Raw genomic sequence first — 15,168 nt, 5'->3', positions numbered from 1 at the left:
GCTTTGCGGCCCTCGTCCCGGTGCATCGCCGGGGCCTCTTTTTTCGCCTTCATCCTTCAGGTGCGCCCTGTGCCAAATCCCTCTCTGGACACCTCCCGCATCCGCGCCATCTCCATCGATCTGGACGACACGCTCTGGCCCATCTGGCCCACCATCACGCGGGCCGAGAGTGTGCTGCTGGACTGGCTGACCCACCACGCGCCTGCCACGGCGGCACTCTTCTCGGACACCGAGGCGCTGCGCGCCATCCGCAACCAGATGGTGACCCTGCGCCCTGACCTGAAGGGCGACCTGAGCGCGCTGCGGCGCGAGTCCATCCGGCTGGCGCTGACGCAGGCCGGTGACGAGCCCGCGCTGGCCGAACCGGCGTTTGATTTGTTCTTTGCAGAGCGCCAGCGGGTGGAGCTGTTTGACGATGCGCACGACACGCTGGCTTTCTTGTCAGCGCGCTACCCGGTGGTGGCGGTGTCCAACGGCAATGCCGATATTCACCGCATCGGCATCGGCCACTACTTTCGCCACAGCATCAGCGCGTCGGACTTTGGCATCGCCAAACCCGATGTGCGCATCTTCCATGCGGCCGCCACGGCCGTGGATGTGTTGCCCCACGAGGTGCTGCACGTGGGCGACGACGCCACACTGGATGCGCAGGGCGCACTGAATGCCGGCATGCAGGCGGTGTGGATCAACAGCGCCAACCACCCCTGGCCGCACGACGACACACCGCCCCATGCCACGGTGGACAGCCTTACCGCGCTGTGCCGGCTGTTGGCCTGACCGGTTTCGCTGGGTTCGGTTTCTTGCCTCAGGTCAAGGTTTGGGCGCGCGGCGGTTGAAGCCGCTGCCTGATCAGGTCACACTCCATCGTCGCTCAGCGACCCCTCCCACCATGCCCCGTACTCCCCCCCCGTTGCCCGCCATCCGCACCATCGGCATGATGCAGCCCATGACCTGGCTGGTGCTGGCCTGGCGCGACATGGCGCGGGCGGGCTGGATCAGTTTTGCGCATGGCCTGGCACTCACACTGTTTGGGGCCGCCATCTTTGCAGTGGCACACCACCGCTTCTGGCTGCTGGCGGGGGCTCTGTCGGGCTTTCTGGTGGTGGCGCCGGTGCTGGCCACCAGCCTGTATGCGCTGAGCCGCGCGCTGGAGCGTGGCGAAGCCGCCAACCTGGGCGTGGTGCTCAAGACCTGGCTCAACTGGCAGAACAGCCATGTGAACAAATGGGGCAGCGACTACTGGTGCATGCTGCAGTTCGGGGCCCTGCTGGCGCTGGCCGCCTCGGGCTGGGTCGTGACATCTGCGGCGCTCATCACGCTGCTGGCGCCCGTGCCCATCGAGACACCGCTCGACTTTCTGCGCCATGTGGTCATGGCGCGTGACGGCTGGTTGTTTGAAGTCTGGCTGGCGCTGGGCAGCCTGATGGCCGCGCCCATTTTTGCGTCCAGCGTGGTGGCCATGCCCCTGCTGCTGGACCGCCGCGCCACGCTGCTGCAGGCGGTGCTCACCGGCTGGCAGGCGGTCATCACCAACCCGCTTCCGATGGCGTTCTGGGCAGCGATCATCCTGGGCTTTACCTTGCTGGGCCTGGGTTCCCTGCTGCTGGGCCTGATCGCTGTGATGCCCATGCTGGGCCACGCCAGTTGGCACGCATACCGCGACCTGGTAGATGCATCCAGCCTGCCCGAGCGTGACCTGGTGGCCCCTGGTGTACCGGCGGCCCCTGTGCGCCGGCCTGGAGGGACATCGTGATTTTTGGATTTACCGAGGCGCAGATCTCGGGCTTCTTCCTCACCTACGGGGTGGGGGCGTTCATCGCCTACATGCTGTTCATCATCGGGCAGCTCGCGTGGGAATCGAAGGCCGGACGCTTTGGCACCTTCGTGCTCTTCCTGGGCCTGGGCGTGGGTTTTCTGGGGTTCCTGGCCAAGGTGGTGATCCAGTGGTGGCTGGAACGGTAGCGGGCCACACGGCCCGTTGCTCAACGCCAGGCGCACCCAACCGCGATCTGTCCGGGGTCTGGCACTGAAACCTGCGCATTCATTTCTTTCCGTTGTGTTTTGTTTCATGTAGAAACTAATTGCAATGGCTGGAGGTGGTTGTGATGCTTCGTAACTCCCTGATCGTCGTCGTCCTGGGGCTGCTGGCCGAGGCGGCGGAAGCCCTGTCCCTGGGCGCGCCGCAAGGCAAGGTATGGCTGGGACAGCCCATCGACCTGGGCTTTGAAGTCCAGCTGGACCCCGGCATGTCGGTGGACGCCTTGTGCCCGCAAGCGCGGCTGGTGTCTGGCGATGTGGCCGTGCCGGCAGGCCGTGTCCAGGTGAGCGTGCGGCCGGGCGAACCGGAGCGCAACCCGGTGCTGCGGGTGCAGTCCTCCCATCTGGCCGACGAGCCGGTGCTGACGGCCCAGGTCTCCGTGCATTGCACGGGCCGGGTGACGCGCGAATACACCTTTCTGGCCGATCTGCCTGCCACCGTTGCGGCCGGGCTGAAGCCAGTGGCGATTCCCTGGGAGGTGCCGTTGGCAGATGCCTCCCCCTCACGGGCGGCCGGGGTGGCTGCCGGAGAAGCGTCTTCTGCAACCGCAATGGGCACCTCGCGGCCGCGCAAGGCGTTGGCCGCCAGCCGGGTAGAGCGCAAGGGCACGAAACTGGCCGCAAAGTCTGCCGAGGCTCCCGTTGCGCGCAGCCGGTCCGCTGACACAGCGGCAGTGGCTTCCGCGACCAGCACTGCGCAGACGGCGCCTCAGGAGCCACCCAGCACCGCGCCCAGCATGGCGCCCGAGGCCGCAGCAGCGCCCCCCGCACAGGCGTCGGCATCGTCCACCGCCTCGGTGGCTCCAGCAGCGGCACCTGTTGCGCCTGGACCGTCCAAGCCCCGGCTGGTGATGGAGCCGTTGACGGCGCTGGTCACGCCGCCCGCCTCGGGCGAAGGGGCTCCGTCCGACGGCGCAACACTGATGCCGGTGGCGGCTTCGGCTGCGGAGGCTAACGCGCCGGACGGCGCGGGATCCCCCGGCGCGCGCATGCAGGCCTTGCAGGTGGAAGTGGATCGCATGCGCGCGCAGGCCGAGCAAGACCATCAGGCCACGCTCGCATTGCTGGCCCGTGTGGAACAGCTGAATGCAGGGCATTTCCCGGCGTCCTTGGTGTATGGGCTTCTGGCTATGCTGGCCTTGACGGTCGGGGCAGCAGGTTGGCTGCTGGCGCGCATGCGACACGCCATGGACGCATCGAACGAAGAGTGGCGCAACACCCTGACGGCCTATGTGGCGCAGTCTTCCTTGCCCGCAGCGGGAGACGCCGAGGCCGAGCGCCGCACAGCAGTGCTACCTGCCGATGACCGGCCTGCCGGGTTGCCCGGACTACAAGGAGTGGGTGCCTTGCCCGCGTAGGGACGGTCAGCGGACCCATCGCTCAGGAGGTGGTGCGCAGCGCAGATCAACGCGGCCAGGACCGCAGCCCCAGATCCTGCGCCAGGCGGCGATAGTCGGCTAGGCTGCGTTGCACATAGTCGTCCAGGGCCGTGCCACTCAGCGCAAAGGGGTACAGCCCATGGCGGGCGCACAACGCGGCATACCCGGGCGCCGCCTGGGCTTCCTGCAGGGCGGTCGTCCAGGCGTGGGCAGCCGCGTCCGGCACGCTGGCAGCCATGTAGAGGCCGCGCACGGTGGTCCATTGCAGGTCAATGCCCTGCTCGCGTGCCGTGGGCAGGGCGGCCAGTGTGCCGGGCAGCCGCGCGGGTGCCAGCACTGCCAGGATGCGCACCGGCAGGCCTTCTGCAGCGGCCCGGGTGGCCTCGGCCGCGTCGCCGGTGAAGATGTCGATGTGCCGGCCGCCCAGCGCCTTGAGCGCTTCGCCGCCGCCTTCAAACGATACAAAACGCATGCGCTTGTGGTCTTGCCCCGCTGCGCGCACCAGCAGCGCGGCCTTGACCCAGTCCTGGCTGCCCAGCGTGCCGCCGGCGCCAAACACCACGCGGCCCGAATCTTTTTGTAAGGCGGTGACCACGTCCTGCAAGCGCTGGTAGGGGGCGTCGCGGTGCACTGCCACCACGCCGTAGTCGTTGCCCAGCGTCGCTATCCAGCGCACGGCGCTCACCGGGTGTGGGCCGAAGCGGCCCTGCGCCATGTTGAGCAGCGAGCCGCTGGAGAACGCCACCAGCGTGCCGGGCCCTCCCAGGCGGCCGGTGGCCACCTGGTCAAATGCCACGGCGCCAATGCCGCCGGGCAGGTAGCGGGTGCGCAGCGGCGTGCGGCCAGGGCGCACGGCCTGCAGTGCCTGTGAGGCCAGACCACAGGTCAGGTCAAATCCGCCGCCGGGGCGTGAAGGTGCAATGCATTCCGCCGGCTCACGGGATGCGTCGGCCGCCGCCGGGAAGGGAGCCAGGCCCGCGCCAGCGCTGGCGGCGGCGGCCGCGAGCGTCTGCAGCAGCTGGCGGCGGCTGCAAGGCGCTGTCAGCGGACGGTCTGTGGTGGGCAAGGGCTGCGGCATGGGGTGTGGAGCGTTCACTTGTTCAGCAGACTGTGTCAGGCGCGGGGCCACCAGAGTATTGCCAGGAGCCCTGGCCCTTCAGCGCGCGCCTGCAGCCGCAGGCTGCCCCGGTGCCGCTCGGCAATCGACCGGGCAATCGCCAGCCCCAGGCCGGAGCCGCCTGCCGTGGCCTGCGAGCCGCGCCGGTAGCGCTGGCCCAGTGCGTCGCGCTCCTCGGCGGGCAGACCGGGGCCGTTGTCCTCCACGCAGATGCTCCAGCCCAGGCTGTCACCCGCGGCTGACACGGTGACGGTGCCCTGCGCCGGGGTGTAGGCGATGGCATTGGCTGCCAGATTGGTCAGGGCCTCGCGCAGCAGGCCACTATCGCCCACGGCCTCGATGCCAGCGGAGGGCGTGTGGATGCCAAAGTCGATCTGCTTGGTGCGCGCCTGGGGCAGCAGCTCCAGCGCCACCGTGCGCAGCAGCGCGGCCAGGTCAAAGGGCGTCAGCTCTACCGCCGCTGTGTCGCTGCGGCCCAGTGCCAGCAGCTGCTGGGTGCTGCGCGTGGCGCGGGCGATCTCGCCTCCGATGGCTGCCAGTGTGTGCTGCACCTGCGTGGTGTCGCCCTCGCGGCGTGCGTAGTCGATCTGCATCTGCAGCGTGGTGAGGTGGGTGCGCAGTTGGTGCGAGGCATCGTCCAGAAACTGCCGTTGCTGTGCCACCAGATCTTGCGTGCGCGCCATCTGCTGGTTGACCGCGTCCACCAGCGGGCGGATGTCAGCGGGCAGGTCGTTGGATGCCAGCGGGGTCATGTCGTCGCCGCTGCGGGCCTGCACCTCGCGCGCCAGCCGCGCCAGCGGGCGCAGCGCCACAGCCAGCAGTGCCGCAGTGCCCAGCACCATCAGGGCCAGCACCAGCGCATCGCGCTGCACCGCGCGGCGCACAAAGCGGGCTGTGAAGTCCTGGCGCGACCGCGTGCTTTCGGCCACCTGCACGAGCACGGTGGATGCGGGCTCCGCACGGTCCAGCGCGCGGCGGTAGGCGGCCAGCCGCACTGACTCTCCAAAGTAGGTAGCGTCATAAAAACGCGGTACGCCAGGCTCCAGCGGCCCGGCGGGCAGGGGCAGGTCGGCATTGCCCAGCTCCACCAGCCCGTCGGACGACGCCACGCGAAAGTACACATTGCCGCTGGCCGTGAGTTCAAAGAATTCCAGCATGCTGTACGGCAACTCGGCCGACAGGCCGCCCGAGGCGGTGGAGATGTTGGCGTCGATGGACTTGAGCGCGCCGAGCAGCGAGCGGTCGTAGGCCGCGTTGGCGGCCTCCAGCGCATCGTGCCGGGTCATCCACAGCTCCACGCCCGTCACCAGGGCCAGCAGCGGCAGCAGCAGCATGGCCAGCAGCCGCCACAGGCTGGCGCGGCGCAGGCGTGCGGTCAGGCCCATCGGTCAGTCCGCCTCCAGCGCATAGCCCAGGCCGCGCAGCGTGGTGATGCGCACACCACTGCCATCCAGCCGCTTGCGCAGGCGGTGCACAAACACCTCGACGGCTTCGGGGTGCACATCGTCATCGTCGGTGAACACGCGGTCCAGGATCTGTTGCTTGGAAAACGGCTCGCCGCTGCGCTGCACCAGCACGCGCAGCACGGCGTGTTCGCGCGGGGATAGGGCCAGGGGCTCGCCGCGCAGGGTGAACTGCTTGCGGGCGCTGTCGTACACCAGCGCACCGCAGGCCTGGCGCTGGTGCTCGTTACCACGCGCGCGGCGCACCAGGGCGTGCAGGCGTGCCTCCAGCTCGGCCAGCTCGAAGGGCTTGGCCAGAAAGTCGTCGGCCCCCGCGTTGAGCGAGCGCACGCGCTCGTCCAGCGAATCACGTGCCGTCAGGATCAGCGCGGGCAGGCGCTGGTCGCGGTCGCGCAGGCGTTGCAGCACTGCCTGCCCGTCCAGCCCGGGCAGGCCCAGGTCCAGCACCAGTGCGTCGTAGTTGTCGTGCTGCTGCAGCGCGCGGTCGGCCAGGCGGCCGTCGTTCACCCATTCGACCTGGATGCCCGCATGCTCCAGCGCACGGCTGAGCCAGGTGCCCAGGTTGTGGTCGTCTTCGGCCAGAAGGATGCGCATGGAGGGATGCTACCGTTTGTGCGGAAGGCGCAGGGCTTGCCTTCAGCATTGAGCCATTCAACGCGGAGCGGTCACGGCGCGCAAGCGCCAGCAGTCAGCTTGCGAGCACGCACTGCCCAGGCCAGGCAGCCGTGCAAGGGCCGCCCCGCCGCACTGGCTGCGTCCCCCATCCCGACCCGCGCAGCGGGGCGAGAGAAAGGGGGAAGACGCGAAGCGGCTCAGGGGGTTAGTCTGGCTTCACCTTCGCGCGCAGCAGCACTTTCTTCCAGCGCTCCTGTTCGGACGCGATGAATTGCGCGAACTGCGCTGGCGTGCCGCCAATGGCCTCGGCAGCATCCGCGTTCAGGCGCTCCAGCGAGCCGGGGGCCTTGACGGCCTTGGCGGTCTCGGCCGCCAGCTTGTCAAGGTTGGCCGGGGCCAGGTTGGCGGGCGCCAGCATGCCGTACCACTGCGTCATCTCAAAGCCCGGAAAGCCCTGTTCGGCCACCGTGGCCACGTCGGGCAGCTGGGGCAGGCGCTTGGCCGATCCGGTGGCAATGCAGCGCACCTTGCCGGCCTTGATGAAAGGCAGCAGGGCGGCAGCGCCCACGGCAGCGGCATCAAGGCGGCCCGAGAGCAGGTCGGTCATCATGGGGCCGGTGCCACGGTAGGGCACGTGCAGCATGAAGATCTCGGCGGTCATCTTGAGGTATTCAAACGCCAGGTGGCCCGCGCTGCCGTTGCCCGCCGAGCCATAGCTGAGCTTGGCCGGGTTCTTCTTTGCGTAGGCGATGAACTCCTTGAGGTTCTTGGCTGGCACGTCGGGGTGCACCACGTACAGGCTGGGCACCTTGGCCAGCAGGCTCACGGGCTTGAAGTCCTTGTTGGCGTCGTAGGGCAGCTTGTCGAAGATGAAGGGGTTGACGGCCAGCGTGCCGATGTGGCCCAGGATCAGCGTGTGCTGGTCGTCAGAGCGTGCCACTTCACCCATGGCGATGTTGCCTGCGGCGCCCGGTTTGTTGTCCACATACACGCTCTGGCCCAGCGTCTTGCCCAGCTCGGCAGCAGTGGAGCGGGCCACGATCTCCGAGCTGCCGCCCGGCGCGAACGGCACCACAAACCGCACCGACTTGGACGGCCAGGCCGCCTGGGCCGAGGCTCCAGCGGGCAGCAGGCCGCCCAGGGCCAGTGCGCCGCTGGCTCCCAGCAGATGGCGGCGGGTGGGGGACCAGAGGGCGGGGTGTTCGTGTGAAAGCATGGGGGGTGTCTCCGTCAAAACAAAAGGCCGAAAGGCCAGCGCGCACAAAGGCGAACAAGGCGCATGCGGCATGCGAGTGGCGCCATGGTGCCTGGGTCGTGCTTTCGGAATGCTGTCAGCGGGCTTGGTAGTTACCCGGGGGTGGTCTGCTGGCCCGGGTGGAGTTGTGTCAGCCCGCTGCTGCGCAGGCCGCCACGGCGGTGCCGCTGAGCACCGCGCCTTCCAGCGTCGCCGGGTAGGGGCCCTCCACATAGTCGCCGCAGGCCGTCAGCCCCGGCAGCACCTGCATGGCGGGCCGCTGCAGGCCGGGGGTGCATGCAAACGTGGCGCGCTTTTCGACCACGGTCTGCACAGGGCGTAGGCCCGGCAGGCCCAGCTGCGCAGCGGCTTGCTGCAGCACCTGTTGCTCGATGAGCGCCCGGTCGCCATCGCTGGCGCTCACCACAAAGGCCAGCAAGCCCTGCTGGCCGTCGAGCTGGCCCCGGTCGAACACGAATTGCGCCGGGTGCTCTGCCGTGTTGCGCAGCGCCAGCATGGGCAGGGGCAAACGCGCCCCACTGGCGTGGGCGTAAACGGTGGTGATGGCCTCAAACCGCAAGGCACTGGCGGTGGCGCTCCAGCGGGTGGCAGCGGCCAGGCCCGCCGTGCTGGCAAGGCCCGCGACCAGGCGCGCGGCCTCCCACGAGGGGCAGGCCAGGGTGATGTGGTCAAAGGAGTCGGCTGCTTCGGCGCCCTGCGCTGTACCGACGGCGCCCATAGCCCCCACCAATTGCCAGCGCCCGCTGGGCAGGGGCACGAGCCGCTGGATGCGTTGGCCGGTGACCACCTGGCCGCCTTGCTGCACCAGCCAGCGCACCGCAGCCTCGGGGAACAGCGCGCCCGGGTCGGTGCGTGGCAGCAACAGGTTGGAGCCGCCGCGTCCGCTGAACAGGCTGTCCTGCAGCACCCGCAAAAACAACTGGCCGCTGGCCTCGCGTGCGGGGGTGTTGAGTGCCGACACGCACAGCGGGTCGATGAACTCGGCCATCAGCCGGGGCGTGAGCGGGGCACACAGGTCTGCCACCGAGGTGTGGGGCGCGCAGCGAAAGCCGCGCAGCTGCCAGGCCGTGGCCGTGCGCAGCAAGGCGACCTTGTCTTGCCAGCCCCAGCCTTTGGCGCGCGCGATGCCCAGCAGCGCATCGAGCGGCGGGGGCAGGTCGGGCAGTTGCAGGCCCTGGCCATCGGGAAACTGCAGGGTCAGCGGCAGGCGCAGCAGCGCGGTGGCAGGGTCCATGCCCACCAGGCGCATCAGGCGCAGGCTCTCGGTGTAGGCACCAATCAGGATGTGCTGGCCGTTGTCCAGCGTGGCCGCTGTGCCATCGGGCAGCACGCCCGGCACGGCGCGGGCGCGACCGCCCACCGTGCGCGCGGCCTCGAACACGGTGACCTGGCGGCCGGCCTGCCGGTGGGCGATGGCTGCAGCCATGCCGGCCCAGCCAGCCCCGATGACGGCGACTTTCTGCGGTGCCACGCCGGGCTACATCCTGCCCAGGGCTTGCATCTTCCAGGCCAGCCAGAACTTGCGCAGCGGCGTGAGGCGGATGCGCTGGTGCAGCACCTGGAAGTTTTCGTGCTCGATCTCGCGCAGCAAGGTGCGGTAGATGCTGGCCATCATCAGGCCGGGCTTTTGGGTGCGGCGGTCCGCGTCGGGCAGCAGGGCAAAGGCCTCGTCGTACAGCCGGTGCGCACGCTCGGCCTGAAAGCGCATCAGCGCCGTAAAGCGGTCGGAGTAGGTGCGCTTCAAGATCTCGTGCGCCTTCACATCGAACTGCTGCAGCTCGCTGACCGGCAGGTAAATGCGGCCCAGCATGGCGTCTTCGCCCACGTCGCGGATGATGTTGGTGAGCTGGAATGCCAGGCCCAGCCGGTGTGCGTATTCGGTGGTGCGCGGGTCGGTCTGGCCGAAGATGCGCGCTGCGACTTCGCCCACGACGCCCGCCACCAGGTGGCAGTAGCCCTGAAGACCTGCAAAGTCGAGGTACCGGGTCTGCTCCAGGTCCATCTGGCAGCCGTCGATCACGGCCTGCAGGTGGCGCTGTTCGATGCCGTAGTCGGCCGCCAGCGGCATCAGCGCCAGCATCACGGGGTGCGTGGGCTGGCCCGCGTAGGCCTTGGTCACTTCGGCCTGCCACCAGGCCAGCTTGGTGCGGGCCACGCCGGGGTCGCTCACTTCATCGACCACATCGTCCACTTCGCGGCAAAACGCATAGAACGCCGTGATGGCCGCGCGGCGCGGGGCAGGCAGAAAGAGAAAGGCGTAATAGAAGCTGCTGCCCGAGGCCACGGCTTTTTGCTGTACGTACTGCTGCGGTGTCATGGGGCGAGATTGTCCCATGGCGCACCGGGGCGGTCCGGTTGTCGGGGTTTGAGATGATTTCGGGCGGATGCGCTAGTGCAGCATGCCCTGGTTGCTATTCAAATAATAGCTTTATGGAGGTGTTGCGGAGGCGGCGGGTGCAGGGGCAGGCGCCTCGGGTTGCGACATCTCGCGCATCAGCGCATCCAGGTCGTCGCCTTGGATCGACATCTCGGGCAGCGTGGCGGGCGTGCTGCGCAGCCACCGCGTGGTGGCGGGCACGGCCATCACCAGGGCGATCACGCCGGCCAGGCAGAGCAGGTAGGGCGCCAGCGCACGCGCCACCGCGCCCATGGCAGGCCGGGGCGCCACCTGGGCGCGGGAAAGCACCAGCGCGTAGCCCAGCGGCGGCAGCAGGAACCCCGCCTGCAGCACCAGCAAGGTGAGCGCGGCCACCCAGGCCGCGTCGTCCACCAGCGCCAGCAAGGGAGGCATGACGATGGGAATGATCAGAAAGATCAGCTCGAACGCGTCCAGCACAAACGCCGAGCCCAGCAGCACGGCCAGCACCACCCCCATGGCCAGCAGGGGCTGGCCCTGCAGGGCACGCATCCATTCGGCCACCAGCACATCGGTGCCGTAGGCGCGCAGCACCAGCGAGAACGTGACTGCCGCCACCAGCAGCGCAAACAGCGCGCCGGTGAGCGCCATGGCATCGTCCAGCACCTGCGCCAGCCGCCGCAGCGTGAGCTGGTGCGACGCCATGCCCCACACCAGCAGCAGCACCCCGGCGGTGGCGGCGGCCTCTACCGCCCGCACGCGGCCGGTGGTGACCAGTGCCAGCAGGGCCACGATGAGCATGGGCACCACGCCCAACGTCCAGCGCTCGCTGCGGGTCAGGGGCGCGGGTGCTGTGGACGCGACCCCTTGATCGGCGATGCCGACAGCGCGGCGCTGGGCCAGCCACCAGGTCACGCCCATCCACAACACCAGCAGCAGCGCACCGGGGGCCAGGGCGGCCTGCAGCACATCCTGGGTATTGATGATGCGGGTGCCTGCGCGGGCGCTGGCCAGCCCCAGCTGCGTGGCCAGGGTCAGGCCCTCGGTGTGGGCGCGCAGCATGGCATCGCCCAGCAGCAACAGCACCAGCGACGGCGGCACGATGATGCCCAGCGTGCTGGCCACGGCGACCAGGGCGGTGCGTCGGGCGGGCGGCATGCCTTCGTGGGCCCAGGCCTGCCCGGCGGTGTGCGACAGGGTCACCAGACTGGCCCCCACCGATCCGTTCATGGGCGCCATCAGCATGCCCACGCCCAGGCCCGCCATGTCGGGCGCGGCCCGTTGCCCCACCACGCGCGCCAACAATTTGCGCAGGCCGCTGTACAGGCCGTTGACCAGTGCCAGGTGGTTGAGCAGCGCGCCCACCACGGCGTATAGCACCAGCGCCTGTAGCAGGTCGTGTTCAAGCAGGCCCACCACGCGCTCCGGCAGGCTGCGCAGCACCGCGCCATCAAACGCGCCCAGCGCCAGGCCCGCCACCGCGCCCAGGGTACTGACGCCCAGCAGCACGGCGTAGGTGGCCCAGCCGGTCGTCATCATCAGCACCAGGGCCAGCACCAGCAGCAACAGGCCGATGGCGTTCATGGGATGGCGCTCATGGGACGGGACTCATGCAGGGTCCGCCGGTGCGCCAGTGGGCGCGCGCAGCGTGTGCACGGCCCGCCACAGGTCGGCCAGGGCTTGCAGGGCCAGCAGCACGGCCAGCAGCAGCAAGGCCAGCTTGATGGCGAAGTAGCCGGGGTTGGCGGTTTCAGGAAAACTCTCCAGCCCCCGCACCGACCGCCACACCGTGGGCGCGGCGTTGATGCACACAAACACCGCCCACGGCAGCACGGCGAGGGGCGCGCCCAGCAGGCGCATGACGCGCACTGGGCCCCGGCCTGCATGGGCGAGGTCAGGGCGGCTGACCAGGTGGGCGCCGCGCCGGTCGGCATGGCGCAGGGCCACGGCCACATACAGCGCAAACAGCACCTGCGCGAGGTCGTTGGCCTGGCTGGACCCCGCGCCCCACCCGTCGCGCAACGGCCATTGCAAAAACAGCAGCAGCACGACCAGCAGCGCCAGCGGCATCACCAGCGCGCCCAGGCGGTTGAGCCAGCGCTCCAGTGGCAAGGGGGTGGGCAGGTCAGGCGGCAAATGCATGCAGATGAAGGGGCGGCGGAATGGGCTGCGAAACAGGCTGCAAAACGGGCCGCTGGGCGGCTCGGTTCAGCATTCGACCACATTCACCGCCAGCCCGCCGCGCGATGTTTCCTTGTACTTGACCTTCATGTCCGCGCCGGTCTGCATCATGGTCTTGATGACCTTGTCGAGCGAGACCACGTGCTGCCCGTCGCCGCGCAGCGCCATGCGGGCGGCGTTGATGGCCTTGATAGCGCCCATGGCGTTGCGCTCGATGCAGGGGATCTGCACCAGACCGCCCACGGGGTCGCAGGTCATGCCCAGGTTGTGCTCCATGCCGATCTCGGCCGCGTTCTCCACCTGCTCGGGCGTGCCGCCCATCACGGCGGCCAGCGCGCCAGCGGCCATGGAGCAGGCCACGCCCACTTCGCCCTGGCAGCCCACCTCGGCGCCGGAAAGCGATGCGTTCTCCTTGTAGATGATGCCGATGGCACCTGCGGTGAGCAAAAAGGTGGCAATGCCGTCGTCGTTGGCCGGGATGGGGCCCTGCAGAAAGTTGACGTAGTAGTGCAGCACGGCCGGGATCACGCCTGCCGCACCGTTGGTGGGCGCCGTCACCACGCGGCCGCCCGCGGCGTTTTCTTCGTTCACGGCCATGGCGTACAGGTTCACCCAGTCCAGCATGGAGAGCGGGTCGCGCAGGGCGGCCTCGGGCGAGCGGCTCAGGTTCTTGTGCAGCTCGGCCGCACGCCGGCGCACATGCATGGGGCCGGGCAAGGTGCCGGTGCTGGCGCAGCCGCGCTGCACGGCGCCCGCCATGGTCTGCCAGATGGCCAGCAACTGGCGCCGCACCTCGGCCGGGCTGCGCCAGTGCTGTTCGTTGGCGGCCATGAGCTGGGCCATGCTCTGGCCCGTAGTGCGGCACTGCGCCAGCAGCTCGGCCCCGGTGCGGAACGGGTGCGGCAGGCCCTGGCCATGGCCTGCGGTATCGGCGCCAGCGCTGGCGGGCGTGTTGAGCACGCGCTGACCCGCCGCGTCGACCACAAAGCCGCCGCCCACCGAGTAGTACTCACGCATGGCGATGTCGTTGCCCTGCGCATCCAGGGTATGGAACGCCATGCCGTTGGGGTGCAGCGGCAGGCTTTTGCGGCGAAACAGCAGGTGGTCCTTTTCGACAAACGGCACGGCATGCTCGCCCAGCAACGCCAGCGTGCCGCTCTGGCGGATCTGTGCGATGGCGGGGGCGATCTGGTCGGGGTCGATGTGGTCTGGCTCGTGCCCGGCCAGACCGAGCAGCACGGCGCGGTCGGTGCCGTGGCCCACGCCGGTGGCCGAGAGGGAGCCGAACAGCTCCACGCTCACCCGGTGCACCGCCGCCAGGCCGACGGTGTCGCGCACATGGCAGGCAAATTGCCGCGCCGCAATCATGGGCCCCACGGTGTGGGAGCTGGACGGCCCGATGCCGATCTTGAAGAGGTCGAAAACGCTGACGGACATAGTGGGGGGTGACCCTGGGCTCTGAGAACCAGTGTTAAAGGTGCCCCAGCGCTTGTGGCGCGCGGGCACGGGCCGGCAGGGTGGGGTGTTGGCCGCCGCCCTGCCACGGTGGCCGCGAGGCTAACCGGGTGCAGTGGCAGGGGCATGCTCGCAATCCCTGCCCCTGCCGGGTCAAGGGCGAGAGGCATTCCAATAATTCGCTATCAATTAAGTAGCTTTTGGCGCATATGAATCATGCGCTACAGGCCTTTTGGGCACTGAGCGGTGCGCTTGCAGGCCAGTGTGTGAGCCCGCCTTGTGGCCCATGAATCTTTCTTACATCACCAGTGCGCGGCCCAGCATCACGCACCAGTCCCACCCACGGAGCTTGGGCCGGGTGTGCAGGCTGCCCCCTTTCAGGGCCTCGACCTTGTCGAGGATGCGCAGGCCGCCTTGCACCACCAGCCGCAGCTCCCAGCCGGCGCGGCCGGGCAGGCGGTGCACCAAGGGGGCGCCACTCTGCATGGTGGTGCGCGCCCAGTGGGCGCAGTCGGCGATTAGGCGGGCGTTCTCGCGGGTGCTTTGCAGCGCCAGCAGCTCGGACTGGCAGGCGCCATACGCTACGCAGTCGGAGCGCGGCAGGTAGTGGCGGCCTCGGGGAATGTCCACGGACAGGTCCTGCCAGAAGTTGATGAGCTGCAGCGCCGTGCAGATGGCGTCGCTCTGGCGCAGCGCCTCGGCGTCGTGCACGCCATACAGGTGCAGCAGCAGCCGGCCCACGGGGTTGGCCGAGCGGCGGCAGTAGTCCAGCAGCTCGTCGCGGTCGGCGTAGCCCTCGCCGTCACGGGTTTTCTCCACGTCCTGGGCAAAGGCACTCAGCAGGTCTTCCAGCAGCGGCACGGGCAGCTGGTGGCTGCGCAACACGCCTTGCAGCGGCAAAAACACGCTGGCCCAGCGGGGCGAGGGCGTCTGGCCCTGGGCAATCGCGCGCAGATCGGCCAGGTAGGCAGCCAAGTCTGCCAGCCGGGCGGCGGGCAGGGCATCGCCTTCGTCGGCAATGTCGTCCGCCGTGCGCGCAAAGCCGTAGATGGCGGCAATCGGCTGGCGCAGGTGGGGCGGGCACAGCAGGGATGCTACGGGGAAGTTTTCGTAATGGGTGACAGGAGGCGCCACCGCATCAGTCGCAGTGGGCTGTGGCGCGGAGGCTGCGCCGGGGTGGGGAGAGGGGCTGGGACGGTCGTTCACACCCGGATTGTCGCTTGACAAGCTCAAGGGCTTCTCATAGATTACTAACCGGTCAGTCAGTAATCATAAAAACCAATCCAGTGGGGTACAAGGCGGCTGGCCCC

General features: G+C 69.0%; 14 protein-coding genes. 4 read left to right on the top strand and 10 right to left on the bottom strand.

All coding sequences use genetic code 11. The annotated features are described in order from the left end of the window. The first annotated feature begins 69 nt into the window (after window positions 1-69). From IB236_RS17745 to IB236_RS17730, 4 genes are all read left to right on the top strand, one after another. Window positions 70-777 (top strand): HAD-IA family hydrolase, encoded by a 708-nt coding sequence (locus IB236_RS17745; protein WP_015014902.1) that lies wholly within the window; start codon window positions 70-72, stop codon window positions 775-777. Between the two features lie 112 nt (window positions 778-889). After that, on the top strand, window positions 890-1,753 hold the full coding sequence (locus IB236_RS17740) for a DUF2189 domain-containing protein (RefSeq protein WP_056064512.1): 864 nt from the start codon (window positions 890-892) through the stop codon (window positions 1,751-1,753). Continuing rightward, the gene (locus tag IB236_RS17735) at window positions 1,750-1,962 is read left to right on the top strand and encodes a DUF2788 domain-containing protein (protein ID WP_056064510.1); all 213 of its coding nucleotides are present in this window, start codon (window positions 1,750-1,752) and stop codon (window positions 1,960-1,962) included. The genes IB236_RS17740 and IB236_RS17735 overlap by 4 nt, the downstream gene beginning before the upstream one ends. Window positions 1,963-2,105: 143 nt before the next feature. Continuing rightward, the gene (locus IB236_RS17730; RefSeq protein WP_192421634.1) at window positions 2,106-3,395 is read left to right on the top strand and encodes a FimV family protein; all 1,290 of its coding nucleotides are present in this window, start codon (window positions 2,106-2,108) and stop codon (window positions 3,393-3,395) included. A 46-nt stretch (window positions 3,396-3,441) separates the two neighbouring features. Here the strand turns inward: IB236_RS17730 and IB236_RS17725 are convergent, their stop codons facing one another. The 10 genes from IB236_RS17725 to hpnC all read right to left on the bottom strand — a co-directional run bounded on the left by IB236_RS17725 (window position 3,442) and on the right by hpnC (window position 15,064). Then, window positions 3,442-4,494 carry a tripartite tricarboxylate transporter substrate-binding protein gene (locus IB236_RS17725; protein WP_225581250.1) on the bottom strand — a complete coding sequence of 351 codons (1,053 nt, stop codon included), beginning with the start codon at window positions 4,492-4,494 and terminating at the stop codon, window positions 3,442-3,444. Between the two features lie 35 nt (window positions 4,495-4,529). Then, window positions 4,530-5,918, bottom strand: coding sequence for a sensor histidine kinase (locus tag IB236_RS17720; RefSeq protein ID WP_192421632.1), 1,389 nt, complete (start codon window positions 5,916-5,918; stop codon window positions 4,530-4,532). 3 nt (window positions 5,919-5,921) lie between these two features. Beyond that, window positions 5,922-6,590, bottom strand: a complete 669-nt coding sequence (locus IB236_RS17715; protein ID WP_015014896.1) for a response regulator — start codon at window positions 6,588-6,590, stop codon at window positions 5,922-5,924. 226 nt (window positions 6,591-6,816) lie between these two features. Continuing rightward, window positions 6,817-7,827, bottom strand: a complete 1,011-nt coding sequence (locus tag IB236_RS17710; RefSeq protein WP_015014895.1) for a tripartite tricarboxylate transporter substrate binding protein — start codon at window positions 7,825-7,827, stop codon at window positions 6,817-6,819. Window positions 7,828-7,996: 169 nt separating this feature from the next. Beyond that, window positions 7,997-9,337, bottom strand: a complete 1,341-nt coding sequence (gene hpnE, locus IB236_RS17705) for a hydroxysqualene dehydroxylase HpnE (protein ID WP_192421631.1) — start codon at window positions 9,335-9,337, stop codon at window positions 7,997-7,999. A 6-nt stretch (window positions 9,338-9,343) separates the two neighbouring features. Next, complete coding sequence (hpnD, locus tag IB236_RS17700; protein WP_192421804.1) at window positions 9,344-10,183, bottom strand: presqualene diphosphate synthase HpnD; 840 nt, start codon at window positions 10,181-10,183, stop codon at window positions 9,344-9,346. A gap of 111 nt (window positions 10,184-10,294) precedes the next feature. Continuing rightward, window positions 10,295-11,806, bottom strand: coding sequence for a TRAP transporter large permease subunit (locus IB236_RS17695; protein ID WP_192421630.1), 1,512 nt, complete (start codon window positions 11,804-11,806; stop codon window positions 10,295-10,297). 24 nt (window positions 11,807-11,830) lie between these two features. Then, window positions 11,831-12,364, bottom strand: a complete 534-nt coding sequence (locus tag IB236_RS17690; protein ID WP_192421629.1) for a C4-dicarboxylate ABC transporter substrate-binding protein — start codon at window positions 12,362-12,364, stop codon at window positions 11,831-11,833. A 66-nt stretch (window positions 12,365-12,430) separates the two neighbouring features. Next, window positions 12,431-13,840, bottom strand: a complete 1,410-nt coding sequence (locus IB236_RS17685) for an L-serine ammonia-lyase (protein ID WP_192421628.1) — start codon at window positions 13,838-13,840, stop codon at window positions 12,431-12,433. A 315-nt stretch (window positions 13,841-14,155) separates the two neighbouring features. Then, window positions 14,156-15,064, bottom strand: a complete 909-nt coding sequence (hpnC, locus tag IB236_RS17680) for a squalene synthase HpnC (RefSeq protein WP_370539928.1) — start codon at window positions 15,062-15,064, stop codon at window positions 14,156-14,158. Window positions 15,065-15,168 lie beyond the last annotated feature (104 nt).

Origin of the sequence: Acidovorax sp. ACV02, assembly GCF_014851475.1 — a bacterium.
Lineage (GTDB): Bacteria > Pseudomonadota > Gammaproteobacteria > Burkholderiales > Burkholderiaceae_C > Acidovorax > Acidovorax delafieldii.
Note: the sequence above shows the minus strand (reverse complement) of the source record. Positions and strands in the feature narration are given on the sequence as shown.